Origin of the sequence: Haematobacter massiliensis (assembly GCF_000740795.1) — a bacterium.
Taxonomy (GTDB): Bacteria; Pseudomonadota; Alphaproteobacteria; order Rhodobacterales; family Rhodobacteraceae; genus Haematobacter; species Haematobacter massiliensis.
Genome location: NZ_JGYG01000010.1, coordinates 135,045 through 158,534 on the forward strand (window position 1 = coordinate 135,045; position 23,490 = coordinate 158,534).

A 23,490-nucleotide genomic window follows, 5' to 3' on the forward strand; every position below is an offset into this window, starting at 1 on the left:
CCACGCGAACCCTCACTGATCGCTCACTTGCCAAGGTAGCGCCGCGTTCTGCGGTTCTGCGCGCCCACGGCGGAGACTGACTGGCCGACGATCTCTGGGGCCGCCGCGCGGACACTCTGACCGGAGATACGCTCGATCTTCTGATCCAGTGCCCCGGTCTGCGGGTCGAGGTAGGTGCGAACTTCCACCACCCCACCAGAGGATTGTTGAGCGCGCGGGACAAAGGGAAGGATCGTGCCGGACGTCTCGGGGATGAACATCTCCGGCCGCTTTTCGCCCACGACATAGGCCTTGCCAGCGTCGACAGGACCGCCATTCGCCCGAAACCCGCCGAACATGGAGCTGAGAATGGACCCCGCTGCACCAATGAAGCCAGAACCAGTCTTCTCGCCCGTCGCCATTCCCCAGAAATTCTGGAAGGCGCTGTCAGCCGCCATTTCAGCCAGTTGGGAAAGAACCTGCCCAAGGGCGTCCTTGAAAGAGGAGGCCCCAGTAACCAGGCTGGAGAACATCCCCCCAAAGGCATCCTCGATACGCCCAGCCTGATTGATCATCTCCTGTTGGGCATCCGCTGCTTCTTTCACGTTCTGAGCCGCTTCGGCGTAGTTCTGAGCCAAGCCGTGGACCTCTTCCTTGAGTCGGGGGGTTATCTTCAAGCCGGATTCCTGCGCAGCAGCGAGAAGATCGGCCTCCTTCTTTGCGGAGGACAGCGCGATCTCGTAGTCCCGGACTGAGCCGGAGAAGCCCTCGTAAACCTTCAACTCCGATGCTAGGGCCGCAGTCTCGTCCTTGATCCGCTGAACCTCTTTTTTATAGGACGAGGTAGAGGAACCGCCCTTGGGCTTGCCTGGCGGCTTATCGTCAAGAGTCTTGGCCGGGGTGTCCCTAACTAGATCCGCAGGAACGCCGCTAAGCGAATCAAATGGGGCTCCGAGGCGAGAGCCTGTCATCCCACCGCTCAGGGGCTTGGTGAACAAGTCCTTGAAGCTGGCGTTGATGCTGTCCATGTATTCGCGCGCCAAAGCCGCCTGATCCGCCGCGGCGTTCTGTGCCTCAACCCCGCCTGTCCGGTTCGTTTCCAGCGTGCCCCAGTTGCCTTCAATCGCGCCTCCCGTCATGGCGCTGAAGAATTGGCCCGTGGACTGGAGGAACGTGTTGATACGCGCCGCTGCGCCGTTCAGCATGCTGTCGAGCCCGGCGAGGATATCGGCCCATACGGTGGCAAAGGCAGCAGAAATCCCCATGCCGACGCCCATGATCATCTCGCCCATCAGGCTGAAGCCCTGCCCCACCCGTTGCGCGACCTCATTGGCGATGCCGACCAACTTCTCAAGGGCGGCGGAGAAGCTGCCAGTCTCGCGGGTGGCGTCGAGCAGGTAGTTGACCAATGTTCCGATGGCGAGCGTGAGAACCCCGACGCCGAGCGTGATGAGCACGGCCCGCAGGGAGATCATGGTGGCGAGGAACGCTATTGCCCCGCCATTCAAGCCCCACATGGCTGTGCCTGCAATGCCAAGCGCCGTGGCGAACGATCCGGCCCAAACCACAGCACCCTCAATGTTCTGCGAGAGCGACAGGATGCCGTCGGACAGCATCCCCGAAAGCCCGGTCATCCGGTCGAATTCACCTGCGAACATGGTGAACCGATCCTGAAGCACCTGGAGCGCCTGCCCGACGGTCGCCTGCGTCTTGCCGAAGCTGGCCGCCAGTTCGTCGGACTGCGAAAGGATCGCGTCGAAGAACACCTTCGCGGACAGCTTCCCGTCCAGCATCATCTGCCGCAGCTTGCCGATGGAGCCGTCAACACCGTCGATCCCGCGCGCCGCGGCCTGCATGATCGGGAAGGCCCCCTCAATGATGGAGTTGAACTCTTCTGCCCGGACCACACCACCGGCCAGAGCCTGCGAAAGCTGGAGCAGCGCCCCGGATGCCTGCTCCGCGCTGCCGCCCTGAAGCGCGAGCGCCGTGGAGATGTTCGTCACGAACTTCTCGACCTGTTCCCCAGACACGCCAAGTTCGTTGGCCGTCGTCGAGACCCGCTGAAACAGCGTCACGACGCTCTCAAGCGGGGTCCGGGTGCTGTTGGCGATCTCGGCCAGACGGTCGAGCTGGTCATTCACGCCCGACTGATCGTCCGCCACGACCTTCAGCAGGTTCGACATCTCAGTGTACTTGTCGATAGCCGAAACCAGCGTGCCGGCCGAGAAGGCCGTACCGAGCGCCGCCCCGAGGATCGCCCCAGCCTTCGCAGCACCACGCATCACCCCGTCAAGGGTTTTGGTGGACTGCTCCATCTTCTTGGTCTGCCGTTCGGCAAGCCCGGCCTCGCGCGCAACGTCACGCAGGCCATCCTTGGCCTCTTTGGCAAAGAGGAGCTTCACGGAAATACCGAGGCGCGCGAGATCGAACATCAGAACATCCTGTCGAAACGGTCTTTGGTCATCGGCTCCTTCTGGATGGAGCCTGTTTTTGCCGACTTCACGTGCCGCATAAACAACTGGTCCATTGCGCGGATCGCCCGGACAAAGGCCCGCTGATCGGGGCCGAAGTCATACCGGGCGAGAGATGAAGCCGGGATTGGCCCGACAGAGCCATGCCCCAACTGCCTGTCGTTCGAGACCTCGAAGAAAATCTCGAACCATTGCTCATATCCTTGGGGAGGCTCGACCGGCCAAAGGTGGTTCGGGATTGGCCGGCCGATCTTTTCGTATTCCAGCCGCTGATCTTCGGCCTTGTCGCCCCAGATGAGCGCCCATTCGAGGGCGCTTAGGAGTTTCCCTCGTCCTGCTCCGACATGAAGGACTGCGCGTCGACTTGATTGGAGGCCCACAGCACGGCGTCGGTGAACATCACGAAATCAGGGTCTGCGAAGATTTTCGCAGCCAGTTCCTGCGAGTATTCCAGAGGCTCCCCGCCATCTCCGATGTTGCGCCAGTCGAGCAGCACCACGCCGGCCAACACCTCCGCCACGATCCGCATCCGCGCAGCTTCCTTGATGGAGCCGTCCGCGTTGCGGTCCTTCCGTGGAGCCAGACGCTCAAGCCGCGAGCGATAGGCCAGAACCTTCGGAGACGCCCAACCCCGCACGAGGAATTCGGCATCTTCGAAGTTCGGAACGGCCTTCACCCATTGCCCCTCTTGGGCAATGGAGGTGTCCCGTTTGATCCCCCTCAAGTCCATAGTCTAGCCCCTTATGCTCGAACGATATTGCTGTTGATACTCAGAGTGGTCGACTGGTTGCGGATGGTGTTGGCCTCCCCGCCCTGCTCCTGCGCACCCATGACGAGGGCGGCGAAGTAGCGCCACGACCCGCCGTATTCCGCGGTGATAGTGCCGGTGCCGACCTCCGTAGTCTCGATGGCGGTGCCCCCCGGGGTGGTGGTCAGGGAGAAGGTGTCGTCGCTCAGAACGGTGTGGACGAAATACTCGACTTCGTTCTGAAGCGGGGCAGGAAGGGTGCCGGTCGAGAACAGCCGCACCGGCTGACCCACGATCATGCCGTGGTCGGTGAGCGTCACAACGCCCGGTGCAGCCACGGAAATGGTCGCTGCGGCCTGCTGCCGGTCGTTGAGGAGGATGCGGAAGGCGTAGTTGCGCTTGCTCTCCACAGCGAGGAGCAGCGCCTGCTGGCCCGGATCATCGGCCATGACCGCGAACGTGTTCTCCATCGAGCCGGCGTTCTTGGTGCCCTTCTGCTTGATGTCGCGGTCGCGGTTGATGAGCGACGTGGTGATCTCCTGCGCGGAGTCCCCGAAAGCGCCCATCGTCGACCAGCCGTCGATTTCCGTCCAGACCTGCGTGCCAAAGTCCGACACGATCATCGGGCGGATGGGGACCGTGATCTGACCGCCGATGTAGAGCCGACAACCGGCCACGGGAAATAATTCACCCATTTCTTGCTCCTTGATTGGCCATTGGCCGGGTTATGAGAGGGACTGCCAGCGGATACGGACGGGGGTTACCCACCACGAACGGTCCCGGAAGCCGTCACCCACGGCAGGCTCCTGCACCACGCGGACGGAGACGCCTTGAAACTGCATCCTGAAGTCGACGGGGAAGGCATTCGCTACCTGTCCGCCAAGTTCCTGCGAGGCCTCGTAGGCCATGTCCTCAAGCGGCGTGTAGATCAGCGCCTGAAACGTCCCGAGGCGGTTATGCTTGCGGTTGGGCGAAATCATGATCCGCTCTGGCTCCGGGGTGATGTTCATCACCTCCACCCATGACGTTCCAGCGACAGGCTCGACCACCTTACCCGGTAGGGCCAGCGCCGGCAGGCCCGGCACAGACTGAAGCTGCGCCTTGAGCGCCATGTAGATACAGACCGGGACGGTAGGCATCAGGGGAAAGCCTTCATCGCCTTGGCTGCGTTCTTGTTCACGAAGGCCGGGAATTGCAGCACCGCGCTTTCGACGAAGCCGTGCTTGGCCTCCTTGTAGGCGGCATAGTTGGCGGTGAACCCGAGGAATATCTCGTCCCTCAGGTTTGCCCCCATGATGACCGCGCTCACCGATCCCATGCTGAAGGCATAGCGTTTGCTCTTGTCGGGGTTGGCCTTGTCTGCACTCGGGAAGTCCTCAAGCGAGGCCTGCGCCGACGCCCGGAGAAAGCCCGTGTCGACCGGGAGCCGGCCGCCGTTCGAAACCGGCGTGGTCATCTCCCGGAACACGTCCTGCACAGAGGATTTCAGCACCGCTTCAAGCCGCTTTTCGTAGACCGCGATGCGCCGATTGATGTCGTCCTCGATGCCCATCAGCCGCGGCCCTCGAAATAATCGTATTCGATATACTGGATGCAGCGGCAGTTCGCGATTTCACTGGCCGGAGCGCCAAGGCTGCTGTCTCCGGGGCGCATCAACTGGTATCCGGTCGGAGTCGTGAACGGCGTCGTCATCCCCTGCACCTTCTGTCCGTGCATTGCGCCATGCGTGTCGCGGGTCCGCTTGTCCCGTGCCGCCGACCATTCACGGGTAACGAACTGCGGGCTGTTCCCTGACTTCTCCAATGCCTGCGCGAAGGCTTCCTCCTGCGCGGCATTGAGAGACGCCATGCTTTCGGTGCGAGCGATGACGTCGGCCCGAAGCTTCAGGTAGCTGTCGGACAGCCGTCCCGTCACCTTGTCGCGCAGTTCCTGATTTGCGGGTTTCCCGGACTGAATGAGTTTCATCACCTGCCGGTCGAGCCGCTTGTCGCGCCGCTTCAGGGTGAGATACCGCCGCAGAGCCTCCTCATCCCCGCTGGACAGCGCGTCACGGACCCAGTTCACCGTGCGGGCCTGCGGACCTGTGAGGCCGATCACCCCGCCCTGCCGCTTGCCGCCGACGACACGCCCCGCCATGTCCAGTGCGGTCGTGCGCGGGTTGTCGCCCCGCTCCATGCCGGAGGTCAGAACGTCGCGGATGGTCTGGCGCTGCTCTGGCACGAGGTTGCCCGTGATCAGTTCCGACGACTTGGTGTTGAGCCAGTCTTCCGCCCGCTCGTTACGGACATCGAACCGGACTACGATTGCCGAGCCATCCATATCGCGCACCTTGCCCATGAGCTTCATGGTTTCGGTCCCGACTGCCGAATAGTTTCCCCGGATTGCTTCCTCGAACGCCGCGAATGCCGCCCGGTCAACATCAACGGCATTCACCGCGGCCTCGATATCTCCCCTGTCCAGCGCCGCGATGACCTGCGCCAGAACGATCTCGTCGACCATGCCCTGGATGGAGGCGAGGAAAGCTGCCTCGATCCGCAGATCCCCGTCATCCATCAGCTTCTTCATGCTGCGGATGAACTTCTCGCGCGTTGCCATCAGGTTCTGACCACTGCCTGCATCGCAACCGTCGTCCCGGACGGAGGGATCGGAGAAACCTGCACCACGCCAAGACTTTTGCCGTCGATTACAATCCTGTCCCCGACGCTCACCGTCACATCCGGCACAGCGAAAATCACCAGAAGGTCGCCGACCAAGATATTCGTCCCGTCGACCAGAGCCTCCGGGACGCCGCGGACAACGGCATCCAGCGCAGCCGAGGTTTCCGAGGGAGGAACAGCCACCCACGGCTGCGCTGGATCAGGAGCGCCCGGCGTGACGATGTAAGCCGTCACAGTCCCTTGGGCGAATTCCGCGAGGAGGCCATCGGCCACCCCCTTCATCTCATCGTAGAAGCTCATCCGACAGCCATTATGAACGGGCCGGAGCCCATGTCTGCGGGGTTCAGGAATGGCGCCAGCAGCCCCTCGATATCGAGGAACAGCGGGCCTTGCCCTGCGACCGTTTCAGAGGTGTTCTCGAAATACTCGACCTCAACCGCGCCTTCGACCTTCTCGCGCTTGCGGCGGCCTTTGGCGGACGTGGCATAAGACAGCGATCCGGGTTCCAGCGCCTCAGCAACAGCCGCACGATAGGAGGCGTTGATGACCGACTGAGGGATTACGTCAGAGGGGATGGCCTGCCCATAGATCGTCACGGCGCCCACGCGAGGCCATGCGAGTTCCTGGTCCCATGACGCAGGCTGACCGACGAACCGGGGGCCGTACACTGCGTCGATATAGGCCGTGCCGCGCTGCCGCAGAACCGCCTCGTCGGCGCCGACTGGCAGCGTGTATCCGTAGGCCACCAGCCACTCGGAAAAGCCTTCATCGGTCCCGTAGGCGGCCATCACTGCTTCGCCTTCCGGGTGCGCTTGGGAGGGGTGGCAACCTTGACCTCGCCCTCAGCAGCGGCGACGACCTCATACCGGCCCGCCCATGCCTTCGGCTCCTCCGACATGTCGATCTCCGCGCCTACGGCGACCTCCCCCACGGCAGAGAAGATGCCGGGTTTGGTAATCCTGATCCGAACGGCCATTTTGCTCTCCCCAAGTGGCAGAGGGGGCCGTGAAGCCCCCTCCGATTGTCAGGCGTTGACCACGGTCGAGGCGAAGACCCCTGACTTGCCGTTCCAGTCGGAGCGGATATCCATGCCCATCGCGCCCATCACGAGGAACTGGTAGTTGTCCGTCGGGCGAAGGCGCGTCATGGCGGTCGTGTTGACGGCCATGCCGACCAGCGGGCGGATGTACTGCGCATTCGGCACGAACGCGAAGAACTCGTTCCCGGTCAGCTTGTAGGTCACTTCCACCTTCGCGATGCGGCGGTTGCCGGTCACGCGCTGGCCGATCTTGCCAGGGCCGTAGGAACCGCCAGCCGACAGCCAGATGCCCGTGTCGGCCTTGTCGAAGTTCCGGCCGATCTCCGGGGAGACGTAGAGGTTGACCGGAGCCAGCACCAGGTTGTCATCCAGCGCCTTGCCGAAGGCCCCGGTGATGAAGGCGTCGACCGCCTCGCCATCCGCCGTGGTCAGGTCTATGTTGGCGCCGCCCGCCGCCGTGCCGAGGTTGATCAGCTTGGTGTTGGGGTGGTTCTTGATGCCATAGGCCTTGTAGCCCTGCACGGAAATGTCGGCATCGCCATTCAGCGCATAGTCGGCCATGTCCTCGCGGACCTTGGCGGTGTGGGCCTCCTGGTCATCGGCCAGAGCGTCGAAGTTCTCCGACTGGAGGGTGTTCCATTCCCGCCATTCGCGACCAAAGGCCGACGAGAAGATCGGGACCGGGTTGCCCTCATAGTCGTAGGTCACCTTGTCCATCGGGACAGGCACCTGACCGGACATGGACCGAACCACCGTGCCGGCATCGGACGACTTGCGGGTCAGGTGGACCAGCTTGCCGATATGGACGGGCTTCGCGAGCGGGAGCAGGTCGGCCATGTAGGCCTGTCCCTCGTCGTCACGCATGACTCGGCGGGTGATGTTGTCGAAGTCCATCCACGCATCGCGCGGGAGGATCGCCGCGGCATTGCCGGAGAACTGAGCGAGGTTGTTTTCCACGTGGTGGAAGAACTCCCGCTCGATCCCGACTTCCTGCCACCATGCCGCATGGACGCGGGAGTTGGCGACGAGGTTCGAGGAGAAATAGCGCATCGTCGCTCTCCTTAGGCTGCGGTGACGTAGCCGTTGGCCGGGCGGACCCGAACCAGCTGCGACGACCCGGAGGTGTTGTTGTAGGCCTCGTCCGCGAAGGCCACGACCCGATCAGCGGCGGTGGCCGCCACGAGGAAGCCCGACGCGCCCGGCGCGAGCGGCATGTCCAGCGTCACGTTGACGCCGGTCGCCACGCGGGCATTGAAGAACTGCTCGTCTAGCATCTCCAGTCCGATGCAAGTGTCACCAGCGGCGTAAGCGGTATCGACGCCCTGCATCGCTAGGTAATTGTCCTGCGCGATGTAGACCTTGCCAGCGGTCGCGGCGGTCGCGAGCGCGAAGGTGCCGGTCGAGGCGACGACGATGCAGCCCGGGAGGATCGCGGCGGCGGCCGGAAGCTCACGGACTTGCGGCAGGGTCTCCGTCACCGGACCTGCGTAGATTTTCCCATAGCGCGGCATCAGTCGCCCTCCGGTGCCTTGAACCCGGCACCGGCCGCGTTCGGTTTGAAGTTACCGGCGAACATGCCCGCGGCATTGCCGGTGCGGGTCTTCTGGCGACGGAGCGCGTCGAGCGACAGTTCTTCCGCCGCCTCCTTGTCCATCACGCCAGCGTTGACGACGGCTTCGACCAGCGCGGCCTTTTCCTCGTCATCCTTGGCGTTCTGCGCGTTGGTCGCAGCGGCCTGCGCGTCGATCAGAGGCTTCATGGCATTGGCCACGGCTTCGCCGATGGTCGTCCCAAGCATGGCCTGCTGGTCGGAAAGGGCTTTCGAGAGGGACTTCACCTCCCCCGAAAGCTCGTCGAACTGTTCTTTCGAGACAGTCATGTCCATCTCCTGATTGGTTGCGGATTCCCCGGTCTTTTCAGGTTTCACCCCGACCGCTTCGAGGATTGCGGCCTTGATCCGTTCGATGAGGGGAGCACGCTCCAGCTTATCGACGGCCCGGGCGGCGTATTCCGCGGCCCAGTCGAGTTCGCGTTCGGCTTCATCCAGCGCCGAGTTCACGACCTCAATTTCGTTGCCGTCCTTGTCGGCGGCCTTGTTGACCATCATGCCCACACCCTGCTCAGGGGTGGCGGCACCCGCCTCGTCGAGCAGGATTGCGTCGTGGTCGAAGAACATGTTCCGGGCAATGTACTTGTAACCCGCGCCTGTCGGTGCGTTCTCCAGTTCCAGCAAGAGCCCGGTGGACGTGTGGATCGCCTCGCCGTTCTCGATGGCCTTCAGCAAGGCCTTCCCTGGCTCCGTGCGGCCCGCAAACTCGACGTCGATCACCTTGTCGAGGAACACCCGGCCATTGGCCCGGCGCACGTTTTCATTGTAGGCCCCTATTCCGTTCCGGATGACGGCTTCGGTGTGGGAGGCGGAGACGAACTGCCCGTCGAGCGTGGGATGGCCAAGGGGAGCGGGGGTTTGGTCGAGCGTCGCATAGCCCTTTTCGATCTCCTCTGCCGGATACATGATCCCGTTCATGACCGCGCCGTCGGGAAGCGTCGCGGACGGGACGATGATCTTGTCACGCCCGCCGCGCTTCTCGCGACGAATGGCCGACGTGTTGGCCGTGGCCTTGATGTTGACGCGAACCGTCTTCATTCGACTTCCTCATCCTGAAGACCGGAAGCCGCGTCGGCCTCCTCGTCCGTTTCTGTTTCGATGGGAGCTGCGAGAGCTTCGTACCCAGCGGCGGCGCGGATTTCGTCGACTTCGAACACAAGCTCACCTGCGGCGTAGGCCTGCGAATTGATCGCCGCCATCTTCGTTGCATTCTCCAGCTTCTCGGATGGGCTGCTTTCCGTGAGCGGCGTCCAATCAACGAACCAGTCGCGCTCCGGCAGCGCGCCGAACTGCACGAGCCGCCGCACAATGGCCATGATGTTCGGGACCGTGACGTTGGCCCTGCGGGACATGCAGGTCTCATCCCATTCCGCGGAATCTTCCGTCGATGCCCGCTCGCCAGTCTGGTTCCCGACGAGGATTTTCAGCGGAATGTTGATGGACGCCGCGAAGCTCTGGAGGGCGACGTTGTAGAATGGGCCCGGGTCCGGCAGCGTGACAGGGAGCGTGTCGACCGACATGCCCTTGACCACGAATGTGCTGTCGAAGCCGCGATTGAAGTCTTCCACCACGTCGTTGAGCTTGTCGGCGACTTCCTCCGGACCATTCACTCCGAGGCCGGTGGCGATGCTGCGAAGGTCGGCCTCCGGCTCGATGGTGATGATCGGGGCGTTCTTGGCGTTCTTCCAGAAACCCTCGCCCCCTGCCCCGGAGACCTTCTCCAGCGTGAGCAGGTCGTTGTATCCCGCCTGGAGCATGGAATCGCAGAACATCGTTGCGTCGTCCGACCACACGATGATCCGGTCAGGGTGAATCGTGACAGACCGCGGCTTTGCGTTGTTCGAGATGGCCGACTCGTTGAATTGGTAGGACAGCGGCTTGCCGTAGTCCGGGCTCATCGGGTCTTCGTTCCACGCCGCGACGGTGAGTTGCCCGCTCCACGCAGGGATAACCTCCACAAGGCTCTCGATTGACCCGACGCGCTGAACCGGCTGATCGAACGACCGACCATCTGCAATGCGGAGGATCAGCCCTGCAAACCCTCCCACAAGCGCCCGGCGCTCCACCTCGGCCATCATCTGCCACGCGCGGATCGCATCGAAATGGCGGCGGATTTGCTCCTCGATGGCCGTTTCTTCGTGACTGTCCTCCGGCTGCGCCTCCAACAGGAACGGGTTGGACTGCCAAACCCGAGAAACGGTCTTCGCCACACCGGCCCGAGCGATGCCGTTGCGGCTGTAGATCGTGTGGTAGTGCGCGAAGGTCAGCGTTTCAGGATAGCCGAAGTCGGCGTAGAAATTGTGCTTCGTCCCTTGCGCCAGCATTGGGAATAGCGCCGCGAGCCGGCCAACCGAGTTGGCGACGATCCTCTGCATGATGGACATGTGTTCAGTCCTCGCGGGGCGCAGTTGGCATGACCGCCGTGCGAACCGTTGCCGGCGTGTAGTTTGCGGGCCTGCGCTCGGGGGAGCGTCGCCACGGCCCGCATCGGCCGCAAACGCATTCGAGACGCCAGCGCGGGCTGAATACTCCGTGGCGCTCCCAATACATGATGTCACCGCACTCGCATTCTTGAGTCACGGAGATGAGCGGACGAGCGGTCATCAGCGGTGCCTTTTCCTCAGGAGGACAGCAGCCTCCCCTTGGTCTGCCAGCATCAGTTCGGTCAGCGCCCAGACGAGGGCGTCCGCCCGGTCAGGCGAGCCTGACCCCTGCCAGCCAGACGTGGTGAACGCTGCCATCTGGTCTTCCAGTTCCGGGAACGCCCCGACATGATGCGCGACAGCCGGCTTGTTTTCCCGCGCCTCGTAGAGCGCCGCCACAGGCTCAGCCCTGACGTGCTTACCGCGAGAAGCGTTGACCAACTTCACCTTGGCGCGCGGATCAGCGGTGCGGATGGTGCTCTCCACCATTGCCCCGCCGTAGTTGCCCTCCGCGATGATCAGGTCGGCGCCGTGCTTGTGATACATCTCCACGGCCCTTGCCCCCCACCCAGCGGGTGAGAGGCGACACGTGGCGTCCTCGATGAGGTAGGCATGTCCGTCGATGCCTTTACCCACGACGACGATGCCTTGACTGTCTCCGCCTGCTCCGTCCGATCCGCTCGGGTCGATCGCGACGACTATCCGCGTCAGTTGCGGCGCTGCGTCCACCCGACAAGCGTCGATGCGATCCACGGGCCAGAGCGTGCCCGGAACCTCCGACAGGTATTTCCCCTCAAGGAACCGCTGCCGATGCCGCTCTGGCATCTGAGCCAGTTCCTCAAGGTAGGCATCCGGCAGATGCGGGTTCGACGTAGGGTTCAGTTGCACCCACGTCCGCGATCCGGGCGGGAACGGCATCCGGTTATCCGGCCTCACGCCCTCCACGAACTCGCGGTATGTCCAATGGCTCCTGCCCGTTGGGTTTAGGTCGTAGTAGGCCTTGAGCGCCAGAGGCCTGCCGTTCACCTTCTGGACGTTCTGCGCCAGCCGGGTGCGCAGAGTCAGCACCGTCTCATATGCGACCTGCGACGCCTCGTTGACGTAGACGGTCGCATATTCCTTGCCGAGGATTTTCTCGACCCGCTCCTTGTCGTCCAGCCCACCGAACCAGACTTCCGCCCCGTTGTCGAACCTGACGAACTGATCCTGCCGGTTCACGGTGTACGGCACGCCGGGGAATGCCATGCGCATCACCGACGGCCACGTGTCCATCATGACCGCCTGCCGCACGTCGATGTTGTGCAGTCGGGCGATCAGGTGCCGACTGTCCGGGGCCGATAGAGCACGAATCGCGATGCAGTAGCAGAAGCCGAACGTCTTTCCGCTGCGCGATCCACCATAGGCCAGGATGTGCCGTGCCGCCGATGCCGCCGCGTTCCGTAGCTCACCCTGCTTGTCGGTGAGCCTAAAGGTCTGCGTCATTTCCGCTGATGTTGACCGTCACGCCGCCGGAATGCTCAACCTGATCCTTGAAGGCCCCGACGCTCACATGCTTCCCGATCAACTCGATCCGCTTGATCCGGTCTGACAGCTTGACCTTTACCGTCTGCCCCACCTTCACGCCCTCCACGATCTCCTCGTGGACATCGACGCCGGCAACCAGACCCTGCCTCCAGATCAGCGGCCAATCCTTCACCGGCTTGATCGCCCCGGCTTCGTCGAGAATGTCGGCAAGGTCCGCAGTGGCCTCGTCAGACAGCCGCGACAACACCCAATCGGCGTCGACCTGCACTCGCTTGACCCTTTCCGCCTGAGCGGCCTCGATTGCCAACATCACTCCAACATTTTCCAACAGGCGTGGGCCTTGCGTTGTTGGGTGTGCGTAGCCTGCTCTTATGGCCGCCTGCGTGGCATTCAGGTCTTTCAGGTACTCCGCGACGAACAACGCCTGCTTGGGCGTCAGCTTGCCCGGCCCCTTATCCGGGTCAGCCATATGCGATCTCCATGGTTCTGTCCCCCGTCGTCCCACCTTCACGCTCTACAACGGTCAGGGTCTGCCACCCCATGTTGACCGGCTCCGGCTACGTGTTGACCCTTGAGGGCAGGATGGGCTCTTGCGGCTGACGGGGGATGGCCGAGAAAGGAGGCCGGAGCGTGAAATTGTGCCCGGATGCCGCAGCTTCCGTTCCGTCCGGGCAGCGAAACCTCATAACCGATCAGCGGCGTTCGTTCCCCCTTGGTGGCGGGGACAAGGCTCACCGGGAAAGGACAACCGGGAGCAACGGGAAATGCAAACGGGGCTGGCCTCTAGGCACAACCCCGCGCGATGATACGAGAGTGGGATATATCGCCTTACTTGTCAAGCACTAGCTGCTTGTCCCTGCCGCGATACACCATACTGTTGCCTGACATACCATCTGCCACGCAGCGCAGTGCCGATACAAGCCCTGACCCATCGGTCGTGGGCATGTCGTCAATCACACACCGGAGGGCGATGGATGCTGAGGCCCCATCCGTCCAGCCGAGCCACCCCTGCAACTGCATCCATGCTGTCACGGCATCCCGGCTCTTGTCCTCGTCCGTCCTATCATCGGGCGGCGGAGTATCTGCATCCGCCTCCATTGCCTCGATAGGCAGGAGCAGCCGCAAGGACTGCGCGTGGCGGTTTGGCGCACCACAGGCCCTGTCATAGGCGGCCTGCACCCGGCGCATGTGCTGGATCGCATCCCAAAGCGTGGATCGCGCCCGATGCCCTCTGGTGGCGGCCGCCATGACCTTCCCTGCCTCACAGCCCCACCAAGGGGACCGGGCATCGCGGATGGCCTCTGCGGTCGGCTTGGCCCCCATCTGGCCGCAGCGAACCATGAGGGCATTGCGGGCCGGGTCTCGTTCCGCCGTCGTGCGGTGCATGTGTCCGTCCCTCTCTCGTTTCGGCGTTGGCGCGATTGCAGGGATGCCCGCGGCTTGTGCAGCAGCGGCCAGCTTGATGCGGCGTTCCTTGGCTCGCCGGCGGGCGGCTGCGCGATCCGTCTTGCTCATTGGCTGGCCTCCTGTGCTTGGTATGCGCGGAGGATGGCCAGCAGCCATGCTCGGGCGGGCTGATCTGGCAATTCCATGTCCACGCGCTCAGACGGCCGCCACTCATCGCCGGGGCAACGCCACGCAATCAGAGATACGCCTCCCGCGACAAGCGCTTGAGGTGCTCCGCTCTCAATCCATATTCCCGCGACGATCATTCCCCACGCCACAACCAGCCAAAGGCCGGTCCAGAAGCTGATGGCCTTGTCACTCGTCATCGTCGGTCTCCTGCTCGGGGTGGTTCACGGTGTAGTTGAGGCGCTGGGTTTCGGCGCGGCGCGGCGGCTGGTTACGCTTCTGCCGATCGATGCGCCTCGCCTTGCGGTCGCGTTCGCGCTGCTGCTTGTCGGGGGTGTGGTGGGTCATGCTATAGCTACCTGCGCCATAGGAAGGCGGCTGAGGGGCCACTTGGACGCAATCAGCAATTGATGCTCTGTTTCCGCCAGAACATCGCAACCGCTGGCATCCACGACACCAAACCCTTGAGTTATCAGCCTCGATAGCTCCATCGGGCTGAACCACTTGCCCAGTCCATCCATTCCACGGACGGCACAACCGATGTGAAGGCCAGCTCCGTGTGCCCCAGAGACGATTTTTCGGAAGTCATGCACATCATCGTAAATGGGTGGGAGCTGCGATGTTCGCCACGCATCCACCCATTTAGAGGCGCAGCCCGGCCTCCACGGTCCACGGCCTGTCCTGTCCTGGATGCGCAGGATCGCTCTGGAGTCCATCACGCGCCCTCCTTGCTGTCCTGAGAGGGGGGAGCGGGGATAGGCATCCACGCCATGGTGCACCGATGGGCGTATCTGCCGTCATCGCCAAGCCATGGGTACAAATCGCATCGTCCGGGGCTCCACCGCACCACAATCGGCCTGGCGTCATCTGTGCTGAAGCCAAACCACACGACGACCCATGTCCCGTCCCTCGGCGCTGTCGCGATGGGCTGCCACTTCGGCATCCCCTCCTGCCGGGCCTGCGCGATGCGGCGCTCAAGCATGGCGTTGCTGATCTCGATGATGTCGGTCATTCTGCGGCCTCCAGGTGTGGGATTGCATCGACAGCGGCGATCCTCTCGCCAATCCATTCCGCGCAGTTCACCGCCCACGAATTGCCGAGGGCCTTGTATCGCGGGCCATCAGGGCATTGGGACGCTGGCTTTCCGCGCCACGGTATGGCTGTGAAGTCATCGGGGAAGCCTTGCAGTCGCTCGCACTCGCGGGGGGTCAGGCGGCGGACGGCCCATGGCATTGCCAGATGCGGCGGGAATGTCGAGGCTGGAAGCGTGTGGTGGACCCACGGGTTAGGGATGGAGCGATTGGTCTTGCTGGTGATCTGGTTGAGATCGAACGCCACCGCTGGTGTCTTGCTCTTGTCCAGCGTTGGAGAATAGCCGAACGAAACTCCGTCGCCCTGCGTGGCGCTGTTCTGCGCACCAAAAGCAACCGGGACTAGCGGCGTCCCTCTCCCAGTGCCGTCCTCACTGGCGTCGAAGGCCACCGCCTGCGGCACGGTGCGGGCCTCGAGGGTGTAGCTTGCGCCGTCTTGGCGGAACCCCGCGCCATCCGGTCCCGCGTCGGGGTTCTCGCTGACAGCCCGTTCTTGGATCGCGAAAGCCACAGCACCGACACCAAACCCGCCCCGACCGCCATTCGGCGTCAGAATGGCATTCGCCGAACCGTCTTGCCGAAATTCGAGGTTCGATCCATCAGCCCGGCCGCGCTCCATCAAAACGAATGGCTGTTCGACCGGGATTATCGGCGTTCCTCGCCCTGTCCCGTCCTCACTGGCGTCGAAGCCTTCGCCGCGCAGGGCATGGGCTACAGCGATCAGCGTTTCCGTTTCCGCGTCCAGGCTGTTCTGAGCGCTGGCCGTCAAGCAGTATCCAACGCTGCCGGAATTGGCGGCGATCAGCCCTCCGTCGCAGTCGAAATCCGTTCCGAGGCCGCCGCCTCCAAGGCTGCGCGCAGGGATGGTGGGAGCCGCTTTCCCCGCTTCTCTGCGCGGCGCAGGATGCCCTGACAGGCTTTCGCGGTCAAAAAGTACCAATGCGGCACGTCGCCAGTCTCCAAGATATCCGACAAGCCACACACGACGTCTGCGTTGCGGGACAGCGAACGGGAAGCGGTGTGTTCTGACGTGCTGAGCGTCCAGAACCCGGTAGGCGAACCCATACCCGAGCTCGCCCAGCATCCCGAGGAAGGCTCCAAAGTCCCGTCCTCCGTTGCTTGACAGGACGCCGGGGACGTTCTCCCAAACCAGCCAGCGGGGCCGATACCGGCCTGCAATGGCACCAAAGGTGAGCATGAGGTTCCCGCGAGGGTCAGCCAGTCCCTTGCGCAGTCCAGCAACGGAGAACGATTGGCAGGGGGTTCCTCCGCAAAGAAGGTCAATTGGTTCATCTGGCCATTCCTCGAAACGGGTCATGTCGCCGTAGTTCGGCACGGTTGGGTAGTGGTGAGCGAGCACGGCGGACGGGAACGGCTCGATTTCGCTGAACGCAACGGGCTGCCATCGGAGCGGATGCCACGCTTGCGTTGCGGCCTCGATGCCGGAGCAGACGCTGAGATACCTCATTCGCCATAGCTCCCGATAGCGCCGTTGCTCTCTCCCTCGATCTGGGTGACGTAGGAGGCGCGGATGTCTTTTGCGCTGAGCCGTGCTATGGCCGCCTTAACGCGTGATGGCTCTACGCCCGCGCAATGGCATGTCTCCGTGAAATCCGGGGTCAGAGACCAGAGAAGCGCTCTGTCGCGATGCAGCGCCGGGGATTTGTGATACTCCGAGTCGCCGCTGGTGCCAGCGATATCCCTGAGAGCCTGGATTAGTACTGCGGCCCACATGGCGCGCTCTCCGCTGTGGATGGTCATGTCATTCCACCCTCCGGGCAGCGGTGAAGCTGGCCATGATCTCGTCAGCGCGGCGGCGCTTCTCGGCAAGATCGTCCTCAGACAGCGGCGCGGCCTCCGGCTCCGACGGCTGAGACGCCCGGAATCGCGCGATCTCGTCGGCGCGGTGCGACAGGATCACGTCACGGATATCGCCCGGCTTCGGCTTCCTCGCGCAATCCGGACCAGCCAGATAATCACGGCATGCGCGGCGGATTTCGTCCGGGGCGAAGTTCTGGAGCGCGTCCATCCAGTCGGCGAGGATTTCGGCCTTGACCAGATCGGACGGGCGGTTCTGCCAGTATCCGTCCAGCAGCGCCTCGACGCGGATCGCAATCCAAGCGCGGTGCTTATCGCAATCCGACGGCGAGAGAGATTGCGCGTAGAGACGGATCGTCGGCGGGAGATTGGCGGGAAGGACGGCCAGCCGGGTGCCGGTTGTCATAGTTGCCCTCCATGAGCTTGGTGAAATTTGATTTCTTGGTGATCCAGTCGAAGCAGAAGCCGTTGAACGGCTTGTCTGTGCGACCGCAGAGGAAATCGCTGTCCTCGGCGCGCTTCATGGCGACGAGCCAACCCTCAACCCCACCGACGGATCGCATTCTGGCTTGAAGGGCCTTACGGCGCTCTGAGGTAAACTCTTTGGCTATCGGCCAGCCAGACCGAGAAGCTGCCGCGTTGTAGGCCGAGAAGCACGCCGCCAAGTCGTCAATCGGTAGCGGCAGAAGCCCTGTTTCGCCCGATGACCGGGAACCTTTAGGTTCCTCTTTCTTAATATCTGGTTCTGACTTCTGACTATGCTCTGGCAAATCAGTGGCGTTTGCTACTGGTGTATTGCTTGTTTTCAATGCCTTGGCGCGTCCACCCTTCTCGCCAGATACGCTCCGTTTCTCGGATATCGAAACTGCTTTTTGGTGCTCCCGATCCAGCCTCTTGTTGCCGATCTTGTCGCCGTCAACGAAGAAAAAATGGCCTATTGCACCCCAGATCAGGTGCCAGCGGCGTGGCGATACTCTGGCAATGCGCGCCAGCTTTGCAGGGTCGTTCGGTAGGCGCGCGTCGTGCCTCCACATCGTCAGCAGCAGCAGGAGATACGCCCCATGCTGCTCGGTCGTCAGGTCAAGCGTGTCGGCCAGATAGTCGCCAACGTATAGCTGGAGAAACGGCGTGGCGCTCATTGCATCACCTTTTGGGCGGCAATGCGTGCGTCACGATCCAACCGGCGGCGCAGAACTTTCTCTTTCCAGCGTTCAAGCGCCGGGCTCAGTTCCGCAGCGTTCAGCTCTCCAAAAGCCGCCGAAATCTCATACGGATGAGCGTCAAGCTCGTCCGACAGTATGACAACCGTGTCTTCTCCGAGCACTAGCGGCTCAATGACCGGGACACATCCCGGCTTGAACTCATCCAGCCATTCCCGCACGAGTTCGTCATGGATGGAATCCAGCATGTCGCGGACGAACGACACATCGGCAGCGAAGAATTCCCTGCCGAGGCCCACCCGTCTATCCGAGAGCGCGGAGTGCATCGTTCGCTCAAGCTCAGAACAATCCGGCGTGAACTGATAGTGCTCCACCACGAATGGCGTCGGAACGCCCGTCTGGTAGAGCTCCTGCGCCCTGCCCTCGACCGTTCGCGTGGTCTTCCCGATCTTCACGAGACCGGGCATCGACGGGTTGCTGAGGATGTAGACGTAACCTTTGTTCATCAGTAACCCCACTCGCTGAGAGCCGCCTTTGCATCGTCGGCAGAGCGCACGACGGCAAAGCGGTAGCCCATGCCCTCCGCGTGATCGCGGAAGGTCTTCTGGTGACCGGTGAGCGTGCCGCCTTCGGCTTTGACCTCGAAGAACATCACATCTTCCGGTGCGAAGACGACGAGATCGGGGAAGCCGGGGACCATGCCCATATTCTTGTGCTTGGCGATCTGGCGGGCGATTGCCGCGCCGGACATGCCGAACTCGTTCGGGCTGTGGTGGACGATTGCGTCAGGCACGCGGTCGCGCAGCACGCGCAGCACGTCCCTGTGAATCGGCCCTTCGCGATCTGTCCAACCTGGCATCACTTGCCCCTCAGCAGTTCGTTGGTGACTTCCCGCAGGCGGGCGTCAATCGCCCCGACCCGCTTGTGCTGGCGGACGGCTTTCGCGCGGGCTTCGATCAGGCTCTCGCGCTCCGACACCAGTTGCTGCCGCCATGCGCTGTTCGGCAACGGCGCGGTGGTCTCGGCAGACCCACAGGTATCCGCGTCTCCCATCAGGGAGCGCATTGCGAGGCCCCGGAAGTCGGAAGCCAAACGGCGCAGGTATCGAGGAGCAGACAGCACAGGCATGGCTCACCCCAGCAGCGGATGAACAAGCGTCAACCCTGCCTCCGACGCGGCATAATCGCGGTCCAGCCGGCGGAGCTTGCCCTGCACCGCTCCCTTGGATTTCCCCATGGCGCGGGCGATGGCCCCGAGGGAATATCCCTCGTCCCGGAATTGCAGGGCGGTCAGTATCTCATGGTCATACCAGTCGCGGGGGGGCTTCATTCCGATACCTCCAAGCGACGCCGCTCAATTTCTCTACCTAAAAACTTTTGTAGTGAGGTCAGCTTGTTAGCTGCCTCTGCGGGCATGAATGCTATGCCTGCGAAAATAAGGATCAATGCGGTCACTGCCGCCCGTGATAGCCTGAGCACGTGGATCATGGCTGCCTTTCTACGAAGTCGAGCCACGCCCTGCCCGCCAGAGTGGTCTTGTCCCCGAGCGGCTTGTGAAGACCCTCCCACCAGTTGCAGGCGGTTTGATAGGTCACACCGAAGGCCACCGAGACCTCTTCGGGGCGAGCGTAGTTTTGCTGGAGAAAGCGCGCCCAATAGTCCGCAAGGCAGGCGCGCAAGATGGTAGGGTTAAGAACTTTTGGATGGGACTTTTGCATGGGGGAGGCTCCATAAGGGTCAAGTGCGAGTTGACCAGAACGGTGCGAGTGGGGACGGCGAATGATCGGTTCAGGATTCATTCGCCGCCTCTGCTTTCATGGGTTTGGCCCACGAGGCCGCGAGAACAGCGCCGTCTGTGGCGCGCTCGATGGCAAAGGCCATCTTGAGGCTCGGCGTCTTAAGCTCTTTGCAAAGCTCGTTGATGTAGCTCGGCGACGCCCCAACGGCGCGCGCGATCTCTCGCTGCGTCTTTCCGTGATCTCGGAGATATGTGGAGAGGGTTTGCATGCGCTTAAGTTTGCACATAGCGAACCTCCTGTCCAGCAAAAGTTCGCAATAGGCGATTAGGCAAGTCGCCAAGAAGATGGCATCAAGCGAACATGAAGTTGCGCATCCGAGAGCTTAGAAAAGAACGGGGATGGACCGGCCAGTACCTGGCCGATCTCGTCGGTATAACCAAAGGTTACGTCAGCGAGCTGGAGAACGGGAAGAAGGCCCCCGGCGGCATGCTACTCTTCCGCTTGGCGCGCGCGTTCAACTGCGATGTGCCAGACCTGTTTGACGGATCGCCAGAGGATCGAGACGCCGCGGAGCTAGACGCCCACCTTGCTGTCATGAAGGACCTGTCTCCGGAGGACCGCCGGACGATTGAGCGCGCCGCGCTTGGCCTTCTAGGCAAGACCGGATGAGGTGGAAGATGGCCCTCCTCTGCTCCACGGTCAGGTTCTCAAGTACTTCCCGGAACTCACCTTCACTCACTCGTCACTCTCCCCTTGAACTGCCCCACGAAACGGAGGCTTTGCCTTGACACTCGAAGAACGGGTTGCGGACCTGGAGGAGGAGGCCGCTCGACTGCGGGGTGAGCTGTCGCAGACCAAGAAGTGGATGAGCCTTATGTATACCGACATGCTCAAGCTCCAGTTCGCCGCCGCAAAGGCCATCAAGGGCGACAGGGACGCTGCGAACGCCATCTTCCGTGAAGTCGAACGCAATGCGCATCTCCTTGCCACGGGGAACGCCGATGACTGACGACAATGTCCGCCCCCTCTTTCCTGCCCCTCCGACAAATTCTTTGCGCCCCGCCCCTCCCGCCCCATATGGTGGAGACGGAGGTGACGGCATGGATCGGGTGCAGGCTCTCGAAAAGCGCATGGAGCGTGTCGAAGACAAGCTCGACGCGCTAGGGAACCGTCTCTCGAAGATGGAGGGCGAAATTTCGCGCCTGCCCGGCTATCCCGGCCTTTTCGTGATATGCGCATCGCTTGTTGGCGTTGTCGGCCTGTTAGTCCGGTTTCTGTAGGCCTCACTCGTCACTCTCCCTCGAATCAGTTCTCGTTATGTTCTCATGTTGGCACGGGGCGAGCGTGGTGGAGCCTGTCTTTAAGGACAGGGAAATAGCTAATGGGAATGGGGTCTTGGCTGCTGGCCGAGATCGCTGCGGCGCTTGGGGAAGGCGGAGTGAGTGCGTGCGCATATCGGAACGAATTTTAACTACGGGAGTTACATACTCGCAGTGGACAGTTCGAGATTTTTGTGCTACGGGTTTTACGCATGATGACCGAACATCAGATGCACTGCGTTATCGAAACGCACAACTTCGCGGACGCGGCCAAAGAGGTTGGCCTGGACGAAGAAGACAGGCGCAGGATCACCCTTTACTTGTCGGCGAACCCGACAGCGGGCGACCTGATTAAAGAAACGGGAGGTGCCCGCAAGTTGCGGTTCCCGTTTAGAGGGCGAGGGAAAAGCGGCGGTGTTAGGGTCATCACCTACTACGCGGCTGACGACGTGCCGGTGTTCCTTCTGGATGTCTACGACAAGACGGTGAAGATCAACTTGTCAAAGGCTGAAAGGAACGCCCTGAGAGTTGAACTGGCAAAGATGGCTGAGACGTATCGCGCTAATAACCAAGAAAAAATACGCGCACTAAAGAGGATGGAGAGTTAGATGACTAAAGTGGGGGAAAGGCTTCTTCGTGCAGCTCGTGAGGCGAATGAGATCGCTGCCGGCCGCAGCGAACCGGCGAGCCTTTACGTCCCTGCGGACGTCGACGTGAAGGCAATCCGCACTTCGCTTGACCTCTCGCAGGAGGATTTCGCGACAGAGTTCGGCTTCAGTATTCACCAAATCCGGGATTGGGAGCAGAAGCGTCACAGGCCGCTGGACGGCATGCGGGCGTATCTGATCATAATCGAGCAAGCGCCCGACCGAGTTCGTGAAATCCTGCGCGAAACCGCTGCCAAGCAGAAGATCCACGCAGCATAGCCAGAGGCTTACATCCGCCTCACAACGACATAGCCCGCCCTAACCGGCGGGCTTTTTCACAAGGAGGGCGCGGAAAGGGAGTACCGCGCCCTCCCCCTGCCAGTGGTTGCGCAGCACGGCAGGATGCCGGTCAGATAGCGCAGCGCTGAGGACTCGACAGGTCAGGCGCAGACTTGCTCAGGCGTGCCGAACTGCTTCACGCACCAGTCCATGAACCGCTGGGCTTCCCGTTGGTCCTGACCGGTTGCCTTGTCGATCATTGCGTCTATGGGGGTTAAGCCAAGCATGAGGGGGCCTTCATCGGCCTCGAACGCAGCGACAAGCTCCTTGCTCGCATAGCTGACAAAGCCAAGGAACGCGTCTTCCATGTAGTGGTCGCGCCACGGGTGGTCCAGCTTCATCCTCGCCTCTCCGTCCTGGTTTCCCACGCTACCGGGATGAGGCCGAACAGCATCCACGTCCGGCGCACCACGCGGTAGCGGCACCCGAACCCCTGCACGATCTCAACGCTGTCTCTGACCTTGATCATGGGGTGATTCTCTCACGGGCGCGGCGTGGGGGCAAGAAAGTTCGCATGGTGTGAACTTTATCATTGACGCAGTGTTCGCTATGTGAGAACTTTTCCTCATCACCCGGCGCGACGATGCAGAGCCGCCGACATGAGGGAGACACGCAGATGAACGCCCGTCCCGACCCGCTATCCCTGATCGCCGCGCATGCCAGCGACGTGATGTCCGCCATCCTCGCCCGGAAGCGCCAGCCGGAATACGAGTTCGACATCGAGGTGGAGGCCGACCCGGAACACTTCGTGCTTCTCAATTTCGGCGGCGATGTGGACGGGGAAATCTGGCCGGTGTCCTGCGAGATCGACGGCATCGAGGGCGCTCCTGACCTGATCGTCACGGTGTTCGGCCAGGAGGCGTACGACCGGGCCATTGCCGCAGCTGAGACGTGGTGGAGCGATGAGGGTTGGGCTGCTGCAGAGCGCGACGCAACCGACAATTACGCCGACATGTCCCGCTGGGACGACTGATTGCCACGCCCGGAGCAACTGTCCCGCGCTTCCCGCGCACGCTCCGGGACAACTAGGCGGGGCCACACCCGGTCCCGCCGATTTTATCCAGAACACAGAGGGCCGCGCCAATGCGCAAGATCACTTCGCTCACCAAAGATCAGGAAGATGCCCTGCCGCGATTTCGCGAAGAATGCCGCAGTATCGCGCTCGCATCTCCGGTCGTCACCGATGATGAGATGCGCGCAGCGGTCATTCGTCTGTACGCATCGAGAGGCCTGAAAGAGCCCGCTGTTTTTGTTTTCGCAGACCCGACTCAATGCCTTTGGGCGAGGGCGATCTTGCGAAATGCCGCGAAGAAGGGGCTCGGGGGCCAGATCGGGGTCCAGCTCAGGGACCAGCTC

Annotated in this window: 38 protein-coding genes; 7 read left to right on the plus strand and 31 right to left on the minus strand. The window is 62.3% G+C overall.

Going from position 1 to position 23,490, the window contains the following annotated elements; translation table 11 throughout:
• Positions 1-23: 23 nt before the first annotated feature.
• The 29 genes from CN97_RS14690 to CN97_RS14825 all read right to left on the minus strand — a co-directional run bounded on the left by CN97_RS14690 (position 24) and on the right by CN97_RS14825 (position 20,115).
• The gene (locus tag CN97_RS14690; protein ID WP_035712900.1) at positions 24-2,411 is read right to left on the minus strand and encodes a tape measure protein; all 2,388 of its coding nucleotides are present in this window, start codon (positions 2,409-2,411) and stop codon (positions 24-26) included.
• 355 nt (positions 2,412-2,766) lie between these two features.
• A complete protein-coding gene (locus tag CN97_RS14695) occupies positions 2,767-3,180 on the minus strand; it encodes a hypothetical protein (protein ID WP_035712901.1) in 414 nt (137 codons plus the stop codon).
• Positions 3,181-3,191: 11 nt separating this feature from the next.
• Positions 3,192-3,893, minus strand: a complete 702-nt coding sequence (locus tag CN97_RS14700; RefSeq protein ID WP_035712903.1) for a hypothetical protein — start codon at positions 3,891-3,893, stop codon at positions 3,192-3,194.
• 30 nt (positions 3,894-3,923) lie between these two features.
• Positions 3,924-4,337, minus strand: a complete 414-nt coding sequence (locus tag CN97_RS14705) for a phage tail terminator-like protein (protein ID WP_035712904.1) — start codon at positions 4,335-4,337, stop codon at positions 3,924-3,926.
• Positions 4,337-4,750: a hypothetical protein gene (locus CN97_RS14710; protein WP_051911277.1), complete on the minus strand. Its 414-nt coding sequence runs from the start codon at positions 4,748-4,750 to the stop codon at positions 4,337-4,339. The genes CN97_RS14705 and CN97_RS14710 overlap by 1 nt, the downstream gene beginning before the upstream one ends.
• A complete protein-coding gene (locus CN97_RS14715; RefSeq protein ID WP_051911278.1) occupies positions 4,750-5,793 on the minus strand; it encodes a phage minor head protein in 1,044 nt (347 codons plus the stop codon). The genes CN97_RS14710 and CN97_RS14715 overlap by 1 nt, the downstream gene beginning before the upstream one ends.
• On the minus strand, positions 5,793-6,155 hold the full coding sequence (locus CN97_RS14720) for a hypothetical protein (RefSeq protein WP_035712906.1): 363 nt from the start codon (positions 6,153-6,155) through the stop codon (positions 5,793-5,795). The genes CN97_RS14715 and CN97_RS14720 overlap by 1 nt, the downstream gene beginning before the upstream one ends.
• Positions 6,152-6,643: a DnaT-like ssDNA-binding protein gene (locus CN97_RS14725; RefSeq protein ID WP_035712907.1), complete on the minus strand. Its 492-nt coding sequence runs from the start codon at positions 6,641-6,643 to the stop codon at positions 6,152-6,154. Before CN97_RS14725 ends, CN97_RS14720 begins: the two co-directional genes overlap by 4 nt.
• Complete coding sequence (locus CN97_RS14730) at positions 6,643-6,831, minus strand: hypothetical protein (protein ID WP_035712908.1); 189 nt, start codon at positions 6,829-6,831, stop codon at positions 6,643-6,645. Before CN97_RS14730 ends, CN97_RS14725 begins: the two co-directional genes overlap by 1 nt.
• Before the next feature lie 48 nt (positions 6,832-6,879).
• On the minus strand, positions 6,880-7,944 hold the full coding sequence (locus CN97_RS14735) for a major capsid protein (RefSeq protein ID WP_035712909.1): 1,065 nt from the start codon (positions 7,942-7,944) through the stop codon (positions 6,880-6,882).
• Between the two features lie 11 nt (positions 7,945-7,955).
• The gene (locus CN97_RS14740; protein ID WP_035712910.1) at positions 7,956-8,405 is read right to left on the minus strand and encodes a hypothetical protein; all 450 of its coding nucleotides are present in this window, start codon (positions 8,403-8,405) and stop codon (positions 7,956-7,958) included.
• Positions 8,405-9,541: a hypothetical protein gene (locus CN97_RS14745; protein ID WP_035712911.1), complete on the minus strand. Its 1,137-nt coding sequence runs from the start codon at positions 9,539-9,541 to the stop codon at positions 8,405-8,407. Before CN97_RS14745 ends, CN97_RS14740 begins: the two co-directional genes overlap by 1 nt.
• A complete protein-coding gene (locus CN97_RS14750; protein WP_035712913.1) occupies positions 9,538-10,887 on the minus strand; it encodes an anti-CBASS protein Acb1 family protein in 1,350 nt (449 codons plus the stop codon). The genes CN97_RS14745 and CN97_RS14750 overlap by 4 nt, the downstream gene beginning before the upstream one ends.
• 219 nt (positions 10,888-11,106) lie before the next feature.
• On the minus strand, positions 11,107-12,408 hold the full coding sequence (locus CN97_RS14755) for a phage terminase large subunit (protein ID WP_035712914.1): 1,302 nt from the start codon (positions 12,406-12,408) through the stop codon (positions 11,107-11,109).
• Positions 12,392-12,919, minus strand: a complete 528-nt coding sequence (locus CN97_RS14760) for a terminase small subunit (RefSeq protein WP_035712915.1) — start codon at positions 12,917-12,919, stop codon at positions 12,392-12,394. The genes CN97_RS14755 and CN97_RS14760 overlap by 17 nt, the downstream gene beginning before the upstream one ends.
• Positions 12,920-13,278: 359 nt before the next feature.
• The gene (locus tag CN97_RS14765; RefSeq protein ID WP_035712917.1) at positions 13,279-13,965 is read right to left on the minus strand and encodes a hypothetical protein; all 687 of its coding nucleotides are present in this window, start codon (positions 13,963-13,965) and stop codon (positions 13,279-13,281) included.
• Positions 13,962-14,222 carry a hypothetical protein gene (locus CN97_RS14770; RefSeq protein WP_035712918.1) on the minus strand — a complete coding sequence of 87 codons (261 nt, stop codon included), beginning with the start codon at positions 14,220-14,222 and terminating at the stop codon, positions 13,962-13,964. Before CN97_RS14770 ends, CN97_RS14765 begins: the two co-directional genes overlap by 4 nt.
• Complete coding sequence (locus CN97_RS20740) at positions 14,212-14,370, minus strand: hypothetical protein (protein ID WP_156969590.1); 159 nt, start codon at positions 14,368-14,370, stop codon at positions 14,212-14,214. The genes CN97_RS14770 and CN97_RS20740 overlap by 11 nt, the downstream gene beginning before the upstream one ends.
• Before the next feature lie 367 nt (positions 14,371-14,737).
• A complete protein-coding gene (locus tag CN97_RS14780; RefSeq protein WP_035712922.1) occupies positions 14,738-15,034 on the minus strand; it encodes a hypothetical protein in 297 nt (98 codons plus the stop codon).
• On the minus strand, positions 15,031-16,581 hold the full coding sequence (gene dcm / locus CN97_RS14785) for a DNA cytosine methyltransferase (protein ID WP_035712923.1): 1,551 nt from the start codon (positions 16,579-16,581) through the stop codon (positions 15,031-15,033). The genes CN97_RS14780 and dcm overlap by 4 nt, the downstream gene beginning before the upstream one ends.
• Positions 16,578-16,874, minus strand: coding sequence for a hypothetical protein (locus CN97_RS14790; RefSeq protein ID WP_035712924.1), 297 nt, complete (start codon positions 16,872-16,874; stop codon positions 16,578-16,580). Before CN97_RS14790 ends, dcm begins: the two co-directional genes overlap by 4 nt.
• Before the next feature lies 1 nt (position 16,875).
• A complete protein-coding gene (locus CN97_RS14795; protein ID WP_035712925.1) occupies positions 16,876-17,337 on the minus strand; it encodes a hypothetical protein in 462 nt (153 codons plus the stop codon).
• Positions 17,243-18,070: a YdaU family protein gene (locus CN97_RS20340; protein ID WP_084684188.1), complete on the minus strand. Its 828-nt coding sequence runs from the start codon at positions 18,068-18,070 to the stop codon at positions 17,243-17,245. The genes CN97_RS14795 and CN97_RS20340 overlap by 95 nt, the downstream gene beginning before the upstream one ends.
• The gene (locus CN97_RS19965) at positions 18,067-18,597 is read right to left on the minus strand and encodes a GIY-YIG nuclease family protein (protein WP_051911279.1); all 531 of its coding nucleotides are present in this window, start codon (positions 18,595-18,597) and stop codon (positions 18,067-18,069) included. Before CN97_RS19965 ends, CN97_RS20340 begins: the two co-directional genes overlap by 4 nt.
• The gene (locus CN97_RS14805) at positions 18,597-18,950 is read right to left on the minus strand and encodes a VRR-NUC domain-containing protein (RefSeq protein WP_051911280.1); all 354 of its coding nucleotides are present in this window, start codon (positions 18,948-18,950) and stop codon (positions 18,597-18,599) included. The genes CN97_RS19965 and CN97_RS14805 overlap by 1 nt, the downstream gene beginning before the upstream one ends.
• Positions 18,950-19,144 carry a hypothetical protein gene (locus CN97_RS14810; protein ID WP_035712926.1) on the minus strand — a complete coding sequence of 65 codons (195 nt, stop codon included), beginning with the start codon at positions 19,142-19,144 and terminating at the stop codon, positions 18,950-18,952. Before CN97_RS14810 ends, CN97_RS14805 begins: the two co-directional genes overlap by 1 nt.
• A 78-nt stretch (positions 19,145-19,222) precedes the next feature.
• Positions 19,223-19,420 (minus strand): winged helix-turn-helix domain-containing protein, encoded by a 198-nt coding sequence (locus CN97_RS14815; RefSeq protein ID WP_035712928.1) that lies wholly within the window; start codon positions 19,418-19,420, stop codon positions 19,223-19,225.
• A gap of 154 nt (positions 19,421-19,574) precedes the next feature.
• Positions 19,575-19,808, minus strand: a complete 234-nt coding sequence (locus tag CN97_RS14820; RefSeq protein WP_035712929.1) for a hypothetical protein — start codon at positions 19,806-19,808, stop codon at positions 19,575-19,577.
• 70 nt (positions 19,809-19,878) lie between these two features.
• The gene (locus CN97_RS14825) at positions 19,879-20,115 is read right to left on the minus strand and encodes a helix-turn-helix domain-containing protein (RefSeq protein ID WP_035712931.1); all 237 of its coding nucleotides are present in this window, start codon (positions 20,113-20,115) and stop codon (positions 19,879-19,881) included.
• Positions 20,116-20,189: 74 nt separating this feature from the next.
• Between CN97_RS14825 and CN97_RS19970 the strand changes: the two genes are divergently transcribed.
• From CN97_RS19970 to CN97_RS14850, 5 genes are all read left to right on the plus strand, one after another.
• Positions 20,190-20,498, plus strand: coding sequence for a helix-turn-helix domain-containing protein (locus CN97_RS19970; protein ID WP_051911281.1), 309 nt, complete (start codon positions 20,190-20,192; stop codon positions 20,496-20,498).
• Positions 20,499-20,613: 115 nt separating this feature from the next.
• Positions 20,614-20,838: a hypothetical protein gene (locus CN97_RS14835; RefSeq protein WP_035712933.1), complete on the plus strand. Its 225-nt coding sequence runs from the start codon at positions 20,614-20,616 to the stop codon at positions 20,836-20,838.
• 91 nt (positions 20,839-20,929) lie between these two features.
• On the plus strand, positions 20,930-21,109 hold the full coding sequence (locus tag CN97_RS14840; protein ID WP_035712934.1) for a hypothetical protein: 180 nt from the start codon (positions 20,930-20,932) through the stop codon (positions 21,107-21,109).
• A 251-nt stretch (positions 21,110-21,360) separates the two neighbouring features.
• Positions 21,361-21,756, plus strand: a complete 396-nt coding sequence (locus tag CN97_RS14845; RefSeq protein ID WP_248700101.1) for a type II toxin-antitoxin system RelE/ParE family toxin — start codon at positions 21,361-21,363, stop codon at positions 21,754-21,756.
• Positions 21,757-22,074, plus strand: coding sequence for a helix-turn-helix domain-containing protein (locus tag CN97_RS14850; RefSeq protein ID WP_035712936.1), 318 nt, complete (start codon positions 21,757-21,759; stop codon positions 22,072-22,074).
• A gap of 161 nt (positions 22,075-22,235) precedes the next feature.
• On the opposite strand, the gene CN97_RS14855 is transcribed toward CN97_RS14850, so the two are convergent.
• Both CN97_RS14855 and CN97_RS21335 read right to left on the minus strand, forming a co-directional pair.
• Positions 22,236-22,475: a hypothetical protein gene (locus CN97_RS14855; RefSeq protein WP_035712938.1), complete on the minus strand. Its 240-nt coding sequence runs from the start codon at positions 22,473-22,475 to the stop codon at positions 22,236-22,238.
• Positions 22,472-22,603, minus strand: coding sequence for a hypothetical protein (locus tag CN97_RS21335; protein WP_254915610.1), 132 nt, complete (start codon positions 22,601-22,603; stop codon positions 22,472-22,474). The genes CN97_RS14855 and CN97_RS21335 overlap by 4 nt, the downstream gene beginning before the upstream one ends.
• 147 nt (positions 22,604-22,750) lie before the next feature.
• Between CN97_RS21335 and CN97_RS14860 the strand changes: the two genes are divergently transcribed.
• Together CN97_RS14860 and CN97_RS14865 are read left to right on the plus strand one after the other, a co-directional pair.
• On the plus strand, positions 22,751-23,107 hold the full coding sequence (locus tag CN97_RS14860) for a hypothetical protein (protein WP_035712939.1): 357 nt from the start codon (positions 22,751-22,753) through the stop codon (positions 23,105-23,107).
• Between the two features lie 110 nt (positions 23,108-23,217).
• Positions 23,218-23,490 (plus strand): hypothetical protein (locus CN97_RS14865; RefSeq protein ID WP_035712941.1); only part of this gene is annotated, 273 nt, incomplete at its 3' end.

Excerpts from the sequence above, each read along its gene's own strand:
- CN97_RS19965 (WP_051911279.1), bottom strand. The coding sequence starts at position 18,597 with ATGAACAAAGGTTACGTCTACATCCTCAGCAACCCGTCGATGCCCGGT.
- CN97_RS14805 (WP_051911280.1), bottom strand. The coding sequence starts at position 18,950 with ATGCCAGGTTGGACAGATCGCGAAGGGCCGATTCACAGGGACGTGCTG.
- CN97_RS14760 (WP_035712915.1), bottom strand. The coding sequence starts at position 12,919 with ATGGCTGACCCGGATAAGGGGCCGGGCAAGCTGACGCCCAAGCAGGCG.
- dcm (WP_035712923.1), bottom strand. The coding sequence starts at position 16,581 with ATGAGGTATCTCAGCGTCTGCTCCGGCATCGAGGCCGCAACGCAAGCG.
- CN97_RS14810 (WP_035712926.1), bottom strand. The coding sequence starts at position 19,144 with ATGGGAGACGCGGATACCTGTGGGTCTGCCGAGACCACCGCGCCGTTG.
- CN97_RS14710 (WP_051911277.1), bottom strand. The coding sequence starts at position 4,750 with ATGGGCATCGAGGACGACATCAATCGGCGCATCGCGGTCTACGAAAAG.
- CN97_RS14860 (WP_035712939.1), top strand. The coding sequence starts at position 22,751 with ATGAACGCCCGTCCCGACCCGCTATCCCTGATCGCCGCGCATGCCAGC.
- CN97_RS14825 (WP_035712931.1), bottom strand. The coding sequence starts at position 20,115 with ATGTGCAAACTTAAGCGCATGCAAACCCTCTCCACATATCTCCGAGAT.
- CN97_RS14790 (WP_035712924.1), bottom strand. The coding sequence starts at position 16,874 with ATGACCATCCACAGCGGAGAGCGCGCCATGTGGGCCGCAGTACTAATC.
- CN97_RS14765 (WP_035712917.1), bottom strand. The coding sequence starts at position 13,965 with ATGAGCAAGACGGATCGCGCAGCCGCCCGCCGGCGAGCCAAGGAACGC.
- CN97_RS14755 (WP_035712914.1), bottom strand. The coding sequence starts at position 12,408 with ATGACGCAGACCTTTAGGCTCACCGACAAGCAGGGTGAGCTACGGAAC.
- CN97_RS14820 (WP_035712929.1), bottom strand. The coding sequence starts at position 19,808 with ATGCAAAAGTCCCATCCAAAAGTTCTTAACCCTACCATCTTGCGCGCC.
- CN97_RS14690 (WP_035712900.1), bottom strand. The coding sequence starts at position 2,411 with ATGTTCGATCTCGCGCGCCTCGGTATTTCCGTGAAGCTCCTCTTTGCC.
- CN97_RS14750 (WP_035712913.1), bottom strand. The coding sequence starts at position 10,887 with ATGTCCATCATGCAGAGGATCGTCGCCAACTCGGTTGGCCGGCTCGCG.
- CN97_RS14720 (WP_035712906.1), bottom strand. The coding sequence starts at position 6,155 with ATGAGCTTCTACGATGAGATGAAGGGGGTGGCCGATGGCCTCCTCGCG.
- CN97_RS19970 (WP_051911281.1), top strand. The coding sequence starts at position 20,190 with ATGAAGTTGCGCATCCGAGAGCTTAGAAAAGAACGGGGATGGACCGGC.
- CN97_RS14715 (WP_051911278.1), bottom strand. The coding sequence starts at position 5,793 with ATGGCAACGCGCGAGAAGTTCATCCGCAGCATGAAGAAGCTGATGGAT.
- CN97_RS21335 (WP_254915610.1), bottom strand. The coding sequence starts at position 22,603 with ATGATCAAGGTCAGAGACAGCGTTGAGATCGTGCAGGGGTTCGGGTGC.
- CN97_RS14745 (WP_035712911.1), bottom strand. The coding sequence starts at position 9,541 with ATGAAGACGGTTCGCGTCAACATCAAGGCCACGGCCAACACGTCGGCC.
- CN97_RS14780 (WP_035712922.1), bottom strand. The coding sequence starts at position 15,034 with ATGACCGACATCATCGAGATCAGCAACGCCATGCTTGAGCGCCGCATC.
- CN97_RS14730 (WP_035712908.1), bottom strand. The coding sequence starts at position 6,831 with ATGGCCGTTCGGATCAGGATTACCAAACCCGGCATCTTCTCTGCCGTG.
- CN97_RS14770 (WP_035712918.1), bottom strand. The coding sequence starts at position 14,222 with ATGACGAGTGACAAGGCCATCAGCTTCTGGACCGGCCTTTGGCTGGTT.
- CN97_RS14735 (WP_035712909.1), bottom strand. The coding sequence starts at position 7,944 with ATGCGCTATTTCTCCTCGAACCTCGTCGCCAACTCCCGCGTCCATGCG.
- CN97_RS14740 (WP_035712910.1), bottom strand. The coding sequence starts at position 8,405 with ATGCCGCGCTATGGGAAAATCTACGCAGGTCCGGTGACGGAGACCCTG.
- CN97_RS14840 (WP_035712934.1), top strand. The coding sequence starts at position 20,930 with ATGGATCGGGTGCAGGCTCTCGAAAAGCGCATGGAGCGTGTCGAAGAC.
- CN97_RS20740 (WP_156969590.1), bottom strand. The coding sequence starts at position 14,370 with ATGACCCACCACACCCCCGACAAGCAGCAGCGCGAACGCGACCGCAAG.
- CN97_RS14855 (WP_035712938.1), bottom strand. The coding sequence starts at position 22,475 with ATGAAGCTGGACCACCCGTGGCGCGACCACTACATGGAAGACGCGTTC.
- CN97_RS14705 (WP_035712904.1), bottom strand. The coding sequence starts at position 4,337 with ATGCCTACCGTCCCGGTCTGTATCTACATGGCGCTCAAGGCGCAGCTT.
- CN97_RS14695 (WP_035712901.1), bottom strand. The coding sequence starts at position 3,180 with ATGGACTTGAGGGGGATCAAACGGGACACCTCCATTGCCCAAGAGGGG.
- CN97_RS14700 (WP_035712903.1), bottom strand. The coding sequence starts at position 3,893 with ATGGGTGAATTATTTCCCGTGGCCGGTTGTCGGCTCTACATCGGCGGT.
- CN97_RS14725 (WP_035712907.1), bottom strand. The coding sequence starts at position 6,643 with ATGGCCGCCTACGGGACCGATGAAGGCTTTTCCGAGTGGCTGGTGGCC.
- CN97_RS14815 (WP_035712928.1), bottom strand. The coding sequence starts at position 19,420 with ATGAAGCCCCCCCGCGACTGGTATGACCATGAGATACTGACCGCCCTG.
- CN97_RS14850 (WP_035712936.1), top strand. The coding sequence starts at position 21,757 with ATGACTAAAGTGGGGGAAAGGCTTCTTCGTGCAGCTCGTGAGGCGAAT.
- CN97_RS14795 (WP_035712925.1), bottom strand. The coding sequence starts at position 17,337 with ATGACAACCGGCACCCGGCTGGCCGTCCTTCCCGCCAATCTCCCGCCG.
- CN97_RS20340 (WP_084684188.1), bottom strand. The coding sequence starts at position 18,070 with ATGAGCGCCACGCCGTTTCTCCAGCTATACGTTGGCGACTATCTGGCC.
- CN97_RS14845 (WP_248700101.1), top strand. The coding sequence starts at position 21,361 with ATGATGACCGAACATCAGATGCACTGCGTTATCGAAACGCACAACTTC.